Here is a 12,887-nt window from a genome sequence, read left to right on the forward strand (position 1 = left end):
ATCACCGCGCGATCAGCCGCTCGAACATCTCGTAATTTACCGGATTGTCGGGACACAGGCCGAACCCGCATTCGGCGAAGGTCGATCCGGCATTGGCCAGCGCCACGACGAGGAACAGCAGGACCACGGATAGGCCTAGCGCTCCGGCCCGGGTGCCGGGGAGAACTGTCGGCGCCGTTCCGGTGGGCTGCCCGAGGACCGAGACCGTCTCCGAGCTCGACACGGCGATCTCAGGGGAGAACTGCCGATCCCACAGGCACAGGATGGCGACGGCGACGATGATGCCGGTGAAGGCGATGAGCGCCCAGACATAGAAATGGAAGCCGAACAGGTCCGAGCCGTAAGTCCCGGTTCCGGGGATGATGTGCAAAGCCGTCTGACGGGCGGAGACCGCGCCCCCCACCACCGCGCTCAGGATGACGATGGCATAATGTGACGGTCTCGGCCGGTCGCAGATATTGAGGACGAGCCCCAGCCCGACTGCCGTGAAAGCGGCGCGCTGGAGCACGCAGAGCGGGCACGGCAATTCTCCGAGAACGATCTGAAACCAAAACGCCACGAGAAGGATGAGGCTGCAGCCGAGGAGTCCCGCTGCGTTCAGCGCGCGGGCGAGGGACGATGCGGACATTCCGTGGCCTTCAGAAGACGAGCGGCAGGGCGTCGGTAGCGTGCTCGCGGAACAATGCCAGCAGCACGCCCAGGGACAGGCCCCAGAGCAGCAAGGCCAGGCCGCGTCTCCCGGCGATCGCCGCCCCCGTGGCGCCAGCGAAACCGAGGAAGGGAAGGACCATCATGGGATAAACTCGCCGGTCTTTCATCGGCCCGCGATGACGACCCGCTGACCCTTGCCCAATCTGAGCAGACATCTCCTTTCGGGTGACTTAAGATGTGAAGTCTTTGTATGCCCTGTATTGCAACTGTCGACCGGAGCAGGCGTCATTCCCATCGCGCATCTTGTCGTTTTTGCCGCCATCTAAGCCGCCGCCGTAGCCTCCCCCGGCCCCGGCATCGCAGCCCTGGTGGCGCGTGTCCTCGCCGAGGGCACCCGCGGCATCGGTGCCTTCGTCGCGGGCTTCATTGTCGGCGACCTGATATGGTTCGCCGTGGCGACGAGTGGATTTGCCCTGGTGGCGCAGACCTTCGCGCCGCTTCTCGTCGCCCTGAAATATGCCGGCGCGGTCTATCTCGCTGCCCTGGCCTTCAAAGCCTGGACATCCCGGGTCGGTGTGATCGACGCGGTGCCTCTTCGTGACGAGGGAGCCTTGCGTCTGTTCGCGGGCGGCCTCGCCGTTACCCTGGGCAACCCGAAGGTGATCCTGTTCTTCCTGGCCCTGCTGCCGACGGTGGTCGATCTCGGCCGGATCGATGTTCTGGGGCTGGCGGAGCTTGGTGCTACCATCGTTCTCGTCCTCGGCATCATCCTCTCCGGTTACGTCCTGGCGGCCGAACGGACCCGGCGCGTGATGACCTCCGCCAGGGCGCGGCGACTGCTCCACCGTGGAGCCGGAACGGTCATGGCCGGTGCCGCCGTCGCGATCGCATCCCGCTGACACGTTCGCGATCGAGGCGAGGCGGCGATCCCGAAGATTGACCTTGGAGCCCGAGGCCGTCAAAGCCACCATCCTGGCAAATGACGGCCGCGACGGCGGCATTGCCGTGCCGAGGATGGCCGGCGCGACGTCCGCCTGCCGCCCTTCCCTGACCGCGATGACGGGCCCTGCATGACCGACCGCCTCGACGAAGCTCGACGCGCCCTCAAGAAGACCTTCGGCTACGACGATTTCCGGCCTGGACAGGACGAGGTGATCGGTGCCGTCCTCGATGGGACAGACGTGTTCGCGGTGATGCCGACGGGCTCGGGCAAGTCGATGACCTATCAGCTGCCGGCCCTGGTCGAATCCTCACTCACGGTGGTCGTGTCGCCGCTGATCGCCCTGATGCACGATCAGGTCCAGCAGATGATCGGTTTCGGCGTCGAAGCAGCGACCCTGAACTCATCGGTGGCGGAGGCGACGTCGCGGGAGACCTGGCGCAAGATCCGCAGCGGCGATCTTCGGCTGCTCTTCGTCTCGCCTGAGCGGCTGATGATGGAAGGGCTGATGGATGCCCTGCGCGGGGCCGGCGTCCGGCGGCTGGCCGTGGACGAGGCTCATTGCGTCTCGCAATGGGGCCATGATTTCCGCCCGGAATACCGCGACCTATCCAAGGCGCGCGAGGCGTTGGGGAATGTCCAGACCGTGGCGCTCACCGCCACCGCCGACAAGGCGACGCGGGCCGACATCACCGAGCGGCTGTTTCCGGCCGGCCGCGACCTGAAGGCCTTCGTGCATTCCTTCGATCGGCCGAACATCCGGCTGACTTTCACGCCGAAGGACAACCCGACCCGCCAGATCGAGCGCTTCCTGCGCCACCGCCGCTCCGAGAGCGGGATCATTTACTGCTCGTCGAGGAAGCGCACGGAGCAGCTCGCGGAGGTGCTCGCCAAGGATGGGTTCAACGCCCTCCCCTACCATGCCGGCCTCGACCAGGGCACGCGCATGAAGAACCAGGACACGTTCCTGCAGGAGGATGGGGTGGTGATGACCGCCACCGTCGCCTTCGGCATGGGCATCAACAAGCCGGACGTGCGCTTCGTCTGCCACGCCGACATGCCCTCCAATGTCGAGGGCTACTATCAGGAGATCGGCCGCGCCGGTCGCGATGGCCTGCCCGCCGATACGCTCACGATCTACGGCCTCGATGACATGTCCCTGCGCCGACGGCAGATCGACGAGAAGGACGTGCCGGACGAGCGCCGCCGGGTCGAGCGGCGCAAGCTGGAGGCAATGATCGCGCTTTGCGAGGGTGCGACCTGCCGGCGGCAATCGCTGCTCGGCTATTTCGGCGAGGCGAGCGAGCCCTGCGGCCGCTGTGATCTCTGCCGCAGCGGCATCTCGCTCATCGACGCCACCGTGCCGGCGCAGAAACTGCTCTCGGCCATCGTCCGTACGGGGCAGCGTTTCGGCGCCGCGTATGTCTGCGACGTCGTCCACGGCAAGGAGACCGACACGATCCGGCGCAACGGCCACACGGCCCTGAAGACCTTCGGTGTCGGTGCCGACAAGCCGCTCCCGGCATGGCGGGCGATGCTGCGCCAGCTCTTTGCAGCCGGTGCGGTGGCGGAGAACGACGACGGGTTCGGAGGGCTCTCCCTGACCGAAAAGGGCGAGGCCATCCTGTTCGGCCGCGAAGCGATCCAGATGCGGCCTGACCCGGAGCCGAAGGTGGCCGAGCCGCGTGACCGGAAGCGCAGCGGCGCGGCGCGCGAGGATGCGACCCTCGATCTCGATCCGGCGACGGAAGCTTTGTTCCAGCATCTCAGGGGCCTGCGTGCCACCATCGCCCGCGGCGAAGGCATCGCCGCCTTCATGGTCTTTCCCGACCGCACGCTGATCGAGATGGCCAAGGCCAAGCCCGTCGACCTCTACGCCTTGCGGACGGTGCACGGCGTCGGTGAGCGCAAGCGCGACGCCTATGGCGACCGCTTCGTCACCGCCATCGCGGAATACCTTACGCACGGCTAGCGCTGGGCCCGAGCATGTCGGGCCGGACACAGCTCCAGCCCCTTGTTGTGCCGCGCTCGTTTTCGTCGAACCGGCATCCACGTCGGCGGAGAGCGCTCTCGACCGGCACAGCCTGATGCGGTTTCGCACTCGTATCGTGCCGGCCAGTTCGTGTAGGCAGCGGATTCGGCGCCCCGCTCGCGCCTGTCTTCCACACAGTCACGGATACCAGCCCCATCGCCTTCGAACCGCCGGCCCCCGACACCTTGCCTCGCCAGGTCTTCTACATGCCGGGTTTCGACCCGCGTGAGCCCGAGACCTATTGGGGCCTCTTCCGGCGGGAGAGCCGGCTGACCGCCGTCCGGCGCGGCATGACCATCACCGTGAGCGATCCGGAACGGTCCGCCGACGGATTGCGTCTCGACTGGCGCGTGGAGGCGGATGGCGCGCCGACGCGCTACACCCTGCTGCGCTGGGACGACATCGTCCGCGCCCGGTTCCCACGATCGACCTTGCGCCGGCTCTTCGAGGTGCCCGCACTCTGGTGGCGGCTCTTACGGGACGGCTACCCGAAGCGATTCCGTCGCGAGGCGAAGCGCTTCGCCCGCGTGATCATCGGCGTCCACGCGATCTATGCCGCGCTGGTGGTCCTCTCCCTCGTCCTCGCGGCTTTGCCGGCCTGGCTCGGACCGGAGCAATGGCGACCCTGGAGCCTCGCGGCGATCCCCATTCTCTCCTACGGGATTCATCTCGGCCTGATGGCGGTGACACGGGGCAAGCCGTTCTACGTCGCCCATCTGGTGGACGATACCGCCTTCACCTACGACCATGCCAGCGGCGCCGAGACCCGGATGCGCGCGCGCCTCGACGCCTTCGCGACCGAGATCCAGGCCGCCGAAGGCCATGCCTCCGAGATCGTCGTCATCGGACATTCCTCGTCGAGCTTTCTCGGCATCGAGGCCCTCGACCGGATCCTCACCCGCGATCCGGATTTCGGCTTGCGCGGCACGCCCGTCTCCTTCGTCAGCATCGGCAGCGTGATCCCCTGGATCACTCTCGATGCGCCGGCCAAAGAGATGCGCGCAGCGCTCTCCCGGGTGGCGGCGGCACCGGCGATTCGCTGGATCGATGTGCGCGCGAAATGGGACTGGCTCTCGGTCCACGATCGCGACGTGCTCACCGCCTCCGGTGTCCCGTCGCTTGCCGGGCACCAGCCGGTGGAGATCCATGTCCGCATCACCGATCTGATCGAGCGCAAGATCATCGCCCGGCGCAAGTGGAACCTGTTCCGCATGCATTTCCAGCTTCTGATGTCGAGCCTGAACCCGGAGGCGTTCGATTACGTCGCCTTCGTCGCCGGGCCGGAGCCTATCCACAGCATCATCGACCGCTGTCGCGGAGCGGGTGTCCTGCCCCCGTCCAAAGCGGCCTGACGGCGCTTTTCCACGAGAGCGCATGGCCGGACGCCGCGATGACGTGTTGCCAGCACAGGCGCTTACACTCTAGAGCCGACCCAACTAGGTTCACCTCGCGCGACTTCCGTCCATGGGAGGCCGCCCGAGTGGAGCCTGAGCGGTCGAGAGGGCTCGCATGTTCCGCAACGATGTTCCGATCACCCCTGAACTGGTGCGCCAGCATGGCCTGACGCCGGACGAGTACGAGCGTTTTCGTGCCCTCATCGACCGCGACCCGACGCTGACCGAACTCGGCATCGTCTCGGCCATGTGGAACGAGCACTGCTCCTACAAGTCCTCCCGCAAGCATCTGCGCGGGCTGCCTACCTCGGCGCCGTGGGTGATTCAGGGGCCGGGCGAGAATGCGGGTATCATCGATATCGGGGACGGTCTGGCCTGCGTCTTCAAGATGGAAAGCCACAACCACCCGAGCTTCATCGAGCCCTACCAAGGCGCGGCGACCGGGGTCGGCGGAATTCTGCGTGATGTGTTCACCATGGGCGCCCGGCCCATCGCGGCGCTGAACGCGCTCCGCTTCGGCTCGCCGGACCATCCCCGCACGCGCCACCTCGTCTCCGGCGTGGTGGCGGGCATCGGCGGCTACGGCAATTCCTTCGGCGTTCCCACCGTGGGCGGCGCCGTCGGCTTCCACCCGCGCTATGACGGCAACATCCTCGTCAATGCCATGGCGGTGGGCCTCGCCCGCACCGATGCGATCTTCTACGCAGCGGCCACGGGCGTCGGGAATCCGATCGTTTATCTCGGCTCGAAGACCGGCCGCGACGGCATTCACGGCGCCAGCATGGCCTCGGCCGAGTTCGACGATGCTTCTGAATCGAAGCGGCCCACGGTGCAGGTCGGTGACCCCTTCGCCGAGAAGCTGCTGCTCGAAGCCTGCCTCGAACTGATGGCGACGGGGGCCGTCATCGCGATCCAGGACATGGGTGCGGCCGGCCTCACCTGCTCGGCCGTCGAAATGGGCGCCAAGGGCGATCTCGGCGTGGAGCTCCACATCGAGAAGGTGCCGGCCCGCGAAGAGAATATGAGCGCCTACGAGATGATGCTCTCGGAGAGCCAGGAGCGCATGCTCATGGTGCTCAAGCCCGGTATGGAAGCGGAAGCCGAGGCCATTTTCGTGAAATGGGGCCTCGATTTCGCGATCATCGGGCACACCACCGATACGCTGCGCTTCGTGGTGAAGCATGACGGCGTGACCATGGCCGACCTGCCGATCAAGGAACTCGGTGACGAAGCCCCGCTCTACGACCGCCCTCATATCGCCAACACGCACCAGCCGGTCATCGCCGCCGCCGACGTGCCCGCGCCGATCGGCAATGCCGAGGCCCTGAAGAAGCTGGTCGGCTCCCCCGACCTGTCGTCGAAGCGCTGGGTCTACGAGCAATACGACCACTTCATCGGTGGCAACACCGTGCAGAAGCCCGGTGGCGACGCCGCCATCGTGCGCGTCGAGGACGGCCCCAAGGGACTCGCCCTCACCGCCGACGTCACGCCGCGCTATTGCGAGGCCGATCCGGTCCAGGGCGGTCGGCAGGCCGTGGCGGAAGCCTGGCGCAACATCACGGCGGTGGGCGCCAAGCCTCTCGCCATCACCGACAACCTGAATTTCGGCAACCCGGAGAAGCCGGAAGTGATGGGTCAGCTGGTCGGCTGCCTCAAGGGCATCGGCGAGGCCTGCCTCGCCCTCGACTTCCCCGTCGTCTCCGGCAACGTCTCGCTCTACAACGAGACCAACGGCGTCGGCATCCTGCCGACCCCGACGATCGGCGGCGTCGGCCTCCTCGACGACGTGACGAAGCATGCCACCCTCTCGCTGAAGCGCGACGGCGACATGCTGGTCCTGGTCGGCGCGACGGAGGGCTGGCTCGGCCAGTCGGTCTATCTCTCGGTGGTCTCCGGCCGCGAAGACGGTGCGCCGCCGCCGGTCGACCTCGCGGTCGAGCGACGCAACGGCGATTTCGTCCGCAGCCTCATCGTCTCCGGGCTCGTCGACACGGTGCACGACCTGTCGGATGGCGGCCTTGCCGTGGCCTTGGCCGAGATGGCCATCGCCGGCGGCATCGGCGCGACGCTGCCGGAAGCGCCGGCGGGTCTACCTGCGCATGCTTATCTCTTCGGAGAAGACCAGGCCCGCTATCTCCTCAGCGTGGATCCCGAAAACGTGCCGGACCTTCTCTACAGCGCGAACGCGCAAGGCATCCCGGCCGCCGTCATCGGCCTCACCGGGGGGCAGGATTTGACCTTGCCCGCGGGTGAAACCATATCCGTCGCGGATCTCCGCGAGGCGCATGAAGGCTGGCTGCCGACCTACATGGCGACCCGGCCTGCCGCGGTCTGAACGTCACTCGAAAGGGATTTAAGTCCGATGCCGATGGATGCGCGCGATATCGAGGCCATGATCCGCGAGGCGCTGCCCGACGCCACGATCGAGATCAAGGACCTGGCCGGCGACGGCGACCACTACGCCGCGACGGTCATCTCCTCGGCCTTCAAGGGCAAGACTCGCGTGGCGCAGCACCAACTCGTCTACGGGGCGCTCCAGGGGCGGATGGGGGGCGTGCTCCACGCCCTTGCGCTCACGACGGGCGTCCCTCAGGATTAAGGGCGATCAACGAGGCGTCCCCATGGACCAGCCGAGCCTTTACGACGACGATGCCGTGGCCTGGGCAATGGAACAGGCTGTAGCTCTGCGCGCGCTTGGACAGCGCCCGGAATTATCGAATGTTCTCGATTGGCATAATATAATCGAGGAGATCGAGAGCGTCGGGCGATCCGAGATCGATCGTGTCGAGAGCGCGCTTTCCCAGGTGCTCATTCACATTTTGAAGCACGTCTCTGCGCCTACGGCTCAATCGACCCGGTCATGGCGCAAGGAGGTCATCGTTTGGCATGCGTCGGCCGCGCGCAATTACAGGCCCTCGATGCGTCAGCGGATCGACTGGCAACGCTTGTGGAGCATATCAGTAAAGCTCGCCGACGCGTCGCTCAACGTGTTTGGAGAATCCCTGCCCGGCCGCCTCCCGGGCATCATGCCTTTCACGCCCGAGGAACTCACCTCGCTCGACTTCGATATGGACCGCGGTCTCGAGCGTCTTGCAGCCGTATTGAAACCGGCGCCCGACCATCACTAGATCAGGCCAGTAACAAGGAACATCGCAATGACCGACGCCAACACCGCCATCAAGACCGAAATCGATTCCCAGGACGTGGTCGTGTTCATGAAGGGCACGCCGCAATTTCCCATGTGCGGCTTCTCCGGCCAGGTCGTGCAGATCCTCAATTACCTGGAAGTGCCGTTCAAGGGCGTGAACGTCCTCGACGACATGGCGATCCGCGACGGCATCAAGGCGTTCTCGAACTGGCCGACCATTCCGCAGATCTACGTGAAGGGCGAGTTCGTCGGTGGATGCGATATCACCCGCGAGATGTTCCAGTCCGGCGAATTGCAGCAGTTCCTGACGGAGAAGGGCATCCCGGTGAAGGCGACCGCAGTCGCCTGACACCAGCGAAGTCCGAATGGAGACGTCGATCAAGGGCGCGAAAGCGCCCTTTTTCGTGTCGAATATCCAGAGGAGGCGACGTCCCGATCTCGACAGGGCGACCTTTCCCAGGATCGTCGCCGTGATCCCCAACGAGCTGCCGAGCTTGCTCGAACCATTGCGGTGACCATGCCGGATGCTTGAATTCGAGGTCCGAATATAGGTGTGCTCAGCGTCGATTCTATTTTATTCGACGTCTTATCAAGTCACGATCATGTCTAGGATGCCGGGAGGTACGGTTCCTGACGCAATGAGCAGAAGAATACTTGTCTTTAATTGTAGATTTCGACCGGATGACGGTTCCGTGTTTACGGCCAGGGGGCGGTCTGCATTGGAGACTTGCCAAAGAAGCGATGGCTTTACTCGGATAAGATTTTCGAATGGCGAGAACTGTGGGTCGTCGCAGTTAGAGCTTTGATCCGGTGCGCTTTCGCACTGCGAAAACTTCGTGGCAGTGCAAAAGCAAATTAAGCGTAAATAATCAGGGCGATCGGGAACTTGTTGCCGCAATCCCCATTATTCGCTTATACGAGCCCAACGACCCCTGCGAATCCGCACGGCTCAAGGTCCGGTGACCGCAATGCCAGTGTTCGAAGCCAAGAATCTCGACGCCGATCTCGAAGGCCAAGCCCTTTTGGCGGCAATCCTGTTTCCGACCCTGGAAAGCCAGGACCGTGCTCTGACGCATGGTCGGACCCGCATCACGCGCGCCAGCGCGATGGTCTATCCCATGACCATCGAGCCGCGCTTTCCGCATTCCTTGCGTGATCCGGAAATCGAGGTTCAGGTTTCCTGAAGCCGCACCCTCGCGCTCATTTCGTTCCCATCACCACGTCTGGTTCGTGATCAGCCCTTGCTTCGTCACGACGTTCCAGCCACGACCGCGCCGTTCCACCGCATCGACCTTGCCGATACCGGGAATCGTATCGCCCGGACCGACTTCCACCAGACGATGGCGGCGGTCTTCGATGACGGCAACCCCGTTATAGACCTCCCGCACGGCCCAGGTTTCGATCACGGCCGGGGCGGCGACCTTCGGTTTATCCGGGATCGAGCCGGTTTCAGTCGGCTCAGCCTGATGAGGTTTTGCGGCTTGCGGCGCCATCACCGGTGCGGCCGGAGCCGGTGCCACGGCACGCTTTTCGATCTGAGCCGTTAGGGCCGCGATCATCGCCGTCTGGTCGCGCTCGGTCTGGTCCTGGCGATCGGCGAGGCTCGTGATCTTCGTCATGATGGCCTGTTCCGATTTTCCGATCCGGTCGTTGAGTGTCGCGGAGCGGTTCTTTGCTTCGCTGCGAACCGATTCGGTCGCATCCTGCACCTGAGCGAGGACCCTGCCGAGTTTCTCGATGTCGATCTGCAGACGACCGAGATCCGCGTGGCGGGCATCGAGACGGGATTGAATCTGCGTCAGGGATTCCGAGGAAAGGTTACCGTTCGGGGAGGCAAGGCTCATCGCGCCCGCACCCATGGCGAGGCCGAGAACGAGAGCCGCCGCGGCGACACCGGCGAGAAGCGGATCAATGGCCGGCAGGCGCTTGCGTGCCTCCGGTACTGGGGCCGGCCTCGTCTTGGCGCCGCTCACGGCCTGTTTCAACAGCGCTTCCGGCGACCGATCGGACGACGCCGCCCCGATGACCTTATCCGCCATGACCCATGCTTCCCGTTTGACTGTGTCAGGAAGCATTAAGGACGTTTGTTTACCGAAAGGTTACCGTCTCGCTGTGGCGACATGGCATCGACCCATCGCGAAAGCTGAGCTATCCAGCATGATCGCTCGGGAATGAAGGCGAGGGACAGGCATGGCGAAGACGATCGGGACCTATGGCCTGCTCTTCGGTATGGTCCTGGAGTCGGCCGCGCCCGCTCTCGCTCTCGAGCCACTCCGCCCCGAGCCGCAGCAGGCGGCGAAACCCTGCCCCCGCCACGGCTCCGGCTTCATTCGTATTCCCGGCTCGGACACGTGCATTCGCATTGGTGGTCGGGCGACGACGGGCCTCGCTCTCCACTCTCGCGAAGACGGTCCCGACTCGCGGCCGATCACCGGCGGCCGACTGGCCGTCGATACGCGCGTGGACACGGCTTACGGTCCGGTCCGCACCTATGTGAGGATCGACGCGGGCGGGCGTTGAGCCGTCAGAGGCTGCGGGACAGAACCAGCGGCTGGCTCCGGGCAGCCGCGCCCCTGCCGTAGGGCGAGGGCGGCTGCGAGGGACGGCCGTAGACGGTCGCCGTCCTCGACCGGCTCATATCCTCGGCCAGGGACTTGACCAGGCTCTCCGACACCGTGCGCGCCGTCGCCAGGACGATCTGGCTGGTCTCGACCACCTGAGCGAAGCGTTGGTGCGCGGATTTAAGTCCCTCGATCGAGTCCGGGGCAAAGCGCGCCAGCGCGATGGCATTGGCCTTCGCCACTTCGAGGCCCTGCATATAGGACGCACCGAGAGCGGTCTTCCGCTCCGTGTCCGACAACCCCTGGCGCAGCCGACCGGCCCTTACGTGGCTACCCTCTTCGACAAGGATGGCCTCCAGCGACTGCATCGTCTCCATGATATGGGCGATCAGCGCATCGGCGCCGGCCTTGTCGACGATCCGTAGCGTTTTGGTCTCAGATCCGGGGTGCATTGCCGGCCTCCTGCATCTTGATCATCTCACGGTAAACCTGATCGGCAATGCCGATTCCGCCGCTCTTCACCATCTGGCCCGCATATTCTTTGGTCAGCATCGAGCGGTAGACCGCTCCGCCGGTGCCGTTATCGCCTAGCGGACCGTCGGTTCCCTCCGAGGTGGTGAGTCGATCCAGGGTCTGTTCCAGGAACATCGTCTCGAACTCGTTGGACGCTTTCCGGGCCTTGACCTCCGCCGGGGTTTTTGCGGCCGTCGCCGACAGTCTGGCATTCGCTGACGTCGATGCGGATTTGGCGCTTTCCTTGGCCGCGTCTTCCTTCAGGCCGTTGCCGACGGTCTTGGCGATGTCGCCGATGAGCGCGCGGTCGACGCCAATGGCGGCCTTGGCGGCGAGGGGGGCGAACAGCATGGTCAGCGCCTCTTGGGTGGGAGGAAGGAAAGGGGTTGCATCACATCACCTCGATATCGGCCTGAAGGGCGCCGGCGGCCTTGATGGCCTGGAGGATCGAGATCAGGTCGCGGGGGCCGACCCCCAGCGCGTTGAGGCCATCCACCAGCTCGCGCAGGGTGACGCCTTCCTTGACCATGGCGAGCTTGTTGCCGTCGCCGGTATCGACCTTGACCCCCGTGCGAGGCACGACGGTGGTGGTGCCGTTCGAGAGGGGTGCGGGCTGGCTCACCTGCGGTTGCTCGGTGATGGTGACGGTGAGGTTGCCCTGCGCGATGGCGACGGTGGAGACGCGCACGTCGCGGCCCATCACGATGATGCCCGAGCGCTCGTCGACGACGACCCGCGCCGTCTGGTCGGGCTCGATCTTCAGCTGCTCGATCTCGGTGACGAGGCGGATCATGTTGCCGTTGTATTTGGCGGGAATCTGCAGGGTCACGGTGGCCGGATCGGTGGGCTCGGCGGTGTCGGCGCCCATGAAGTCGTTGATTGCGGCCGCGATCCGCTTCGAGGTGGTGAAGTCCGGGTTGCGCAGGGACAGGCGCAGGGAGCGCATGTCGTTCATCTTGAACGCCGTCTCGCGCTCGATCATCGCCCCGTTGGGGACGCGCCCATTGGTGGGAACGCCGCGGGTGATCTTCGCGGCATCGCCTTCGGCCGAGAAGCCCGCAATGGCCACCGATCCCTGCGCCAGGGCGTAGACCTCGCCATCGGCACCGAGCAGGGGCGTGACCAGCAGCGTGCCGCCTTGGAGCGACTTGGCGTCGCCCAGCGACGACACCGTGATGTCGATGCGGTTTCCCTGCGTGGCGAAGGGCGGCAGGCTAGCCGTGACCATCACGGCCGCGAGGTTCTGGGTGCGCATGGTGGCGCCCCGCGTGTTCACGCCGAGGCGTTCCAGCATCGCCTGAAGCGATTGCCGGGTGAACGGGATGTTGTTGAGCGTGTCGCCGGTACCGTTGAGACCGACGACAATCCCATAGCCGACCAGCTGGTTCTGTCGGACTCCCTCGATGCTCGCGAGATCCTTCACGCGTGACAGGGCGGAAGCCTGCCCGTTCATAGCGAAGACCAGCGTCAGCAGCGCGGCTGCGCAGGCAAGGAGAGTAGAATGTTTGGGCCGGGCGATCGCGAGTGGCATGAGTCGCTTTGCTGGTCGACGGAGCATGTCGGTCAAGTCGGACATACCGGTATGTCTGCCAGGACCATGCCAACAGATCTGGCCTGATAAGTGACTGATAATAATTGCTTTTCTTGA

At 65.0% G+C, this 12,887-nt stretch carries 14 protein-coding genes and 1 pseudogene; 9 read left to right on the forward strand and 6 right to left on the reverse strand.

Features of this window, described 5'->3' with window-relative positions; translation table 11 throughout:
- Window position 1: 1 nt before the first annotated feature.
- Together ACYQML_RS22790 and ACYQML_RS22795 are read right to left on the reverse strand one after the other, a co-directional pair.
- A complete protein-coding gene (locus ACYQML_RS22790) occupies window positions 2-628 on the reverse strand; it encodes a disulfide bond formation protein B (protein WP_461234112.1) in 627 nt (208 codons plus the stop codon).
- 10 nt (window positions 629-638) lie between these two features.
- Window positions 639-794 (reverse strand): DUF5993 family protein, encoded by a 156-nt coding sequence (locus ACYQML_RS22795; protein ID WP_018042624.1) that lies wholly within the window; start codon window positions 792-794, stop codon window positions 639-641.
- A 201-nt stretch (window positions 795-995) separates the two neighbouring features.
- Between ACYQML_RS22795 and ACYQML_RS22800 the strand changes: the two are divergent.
- The 8 genes and pseudogenes from ACYQML_RS22800 to ACYQML_RS22835 all read left to right on the forward strand — a co-directional run.
- Window positions 996-1,550, forward strand: a pseudogene (locus ACYQML_RS22800) (LysE family translocator); the annotation flags it as partial.
- A 171-nt stretch (window positions 1,551-1,721) separates the two neighbouring features.
- Window positions 1,722-3,563 (forward strand): DNA helicase RecQ, encoded by a 1,842-nt coding sequence (gene recQ / locus ACYQML_RS22805; RefSeq protein WP_461234113.1) that lies wholly within the window; start codon window positions 1,722-1,724, stop codon window positions 3,561-3,563.
- Window positions 3,564-3,829: 266 nt separating this feature from the next.
- Window positions 3,830-4,975, forward strand: coding sequence for a hydrolase (locus tag ACYQML_RS22810; RefSeq protein WP_461235769.1), 1,146 nt, complete (start codon window positions 3,830-3,832; stop codon window positions 4,973-4,975).
- 157 nt (window positions 4,976-5,132) lie between these two features.
- Window positions 5,133-7,352 (forward strand): phosphoribosylformylglycinamidine synthase subunit PurL, encoded by a 2,220-nt coding sequence (purL, locus tag ACYQML_RS22815; RefSeq protein ID WP_461234115.1) that lies wholly within the window; start codon window positions 5,133-5,135, stop codon window positions 7,350-7,352.
- A gap of 27 nt (window positions 7,353-7,379) precedes the next feature.
- Window positions 7,380-7,616 carry a BolA family protein gene (locus tag ACYQML_RS22820; protein ID WP_018042619.1) on the forward strand — a complete coding sequence of 79 codons (237 nt, stop codon included), beginning with the start codon at window positions 7,380-7,382 and terminating at the stop codon, window positions 7,614-7,616.
- Between the two features lie 22 nt (window positions 7,617-7,638).
- Entirely contained in the window at window positions 7,639-8,145 is a 507-nt protein-coding gene (locus ACYQML_RS22825; protein ID WP_461234116.1) for a DUF29 domain-containing protein, read from the forward strand.
- A gap of 27 nt (window positions 8,146-8,172) precedes the next feature.
- The gene (gene grxD, locus ACYQML_RS22830) at window positions 8,173-8,514 is read left to right on the forward strand and encodes a Grx4 family monothiol glutaredoxin (RefSeq protein WP_056424753.1); all 342 of its coding nucleotides are present in this window, start codon (window positions 8,173-8,175) and stop codon (window positions 8,512-8,514) included.
- A gap of 619 nt (window positions 8,515-9,133) precedes the next feature.
- Window positions 9,134-9,349, forward strand: coding sequence for a hypothetical protein (locus ACYQML_RS22835; RefSeq protein WP_461234117.1), 216 nt, complete (start codon window positions 9,134-9,136; stop codon window positions 9,347-9,349).
- Window positions 9,350-9,379: 30 nt separating this feature from the next.
- Here the strand turns inward: ACYQML_RS22835 and ACYQML_RS22840 are convergent, their stop codons facing one another.
- Window positions 9,380-10,204 carry a hypothetical protein gene (locus ACYQML_RS22840; RefSeq protein ID WP_461234118.1) on the reverse strand — a complete coding sequence of 275 codons (825 nt, stop codon included), beginning with the start codon at window positions 10,202-10,204 and terminating at the stop codon, window positions 9,380-9,382.
- A 151-nt stretch (window positions 10,205-10,355) separates the two neighbouring features.
- Here ACYQML_RS22840 and ACYQML_RS22845 point away from each other — a divergent pair, with 151 nt between their 5' ends.
- Window positions 10,356-10,685, forward strand: coding sequence for a porin (locus ACYQML_RS22845; protein WP_461234119.1), 330 nt, complete (start codon window positions 10,356-10,358; stop codon window positions 10,683-10,685).
- Window positions 10,686-10,689: 4 nt separating this feature from the next.
- Here the strand turns inward: ACYQML_RS22845 and ACYQML_RS22850 are convergent, their stop codons facing one another.
- The 3 genes from ACYQML_RS22850 to ACYQML_RS22860 are packed head-to-tail and all read right to left on the reverse strand — an operon-like array spanning window position 10,690 to window position 12,770.
- Window positions 10,690-11,178: a hypothetical protein gene (locus tag ACYQML_RS22850; protein ID WP_461234120.1), complete on the reverse strand. Its 489-nt coding sequence runs from the start codon at window positions 11,176-11,178 to the stop codon at window positions 10,690-10,692.
- Window positions 11,162-11,590, reverse strand: a complete 429-nt coding sequence (locus ACYQML_RS22855) for a rod-binding protein (protein WP_461234121.1) — start codon at window positions 11,588-11,590, stop codon at window positions 11,162-11,164. The genes ACYQML_RS22850 and ACYQML_RS22855 overlap by 17 nt, the downstream gene beginning before the upstream one ends.
- Window positions 11,591-11,630: 40 nt before the next feature.
- Window positions 11,631-12,770, reverse strand: coding sequence for a flagellar basal body P-ring protein FlgI (locus ACYQML_RS22860; protein WP_461228097.1), 1,140 nt, complete (start codon window positions 12,768-12,770; stop codon window positions 11,631-11,633).
- Between the last annotated feature and the right edge of the window lie 117 nt (window positions 12,771-12,887).

It is taken from the genome of Methylobacterium sp. CM6244, assembly GCF_054817885.1.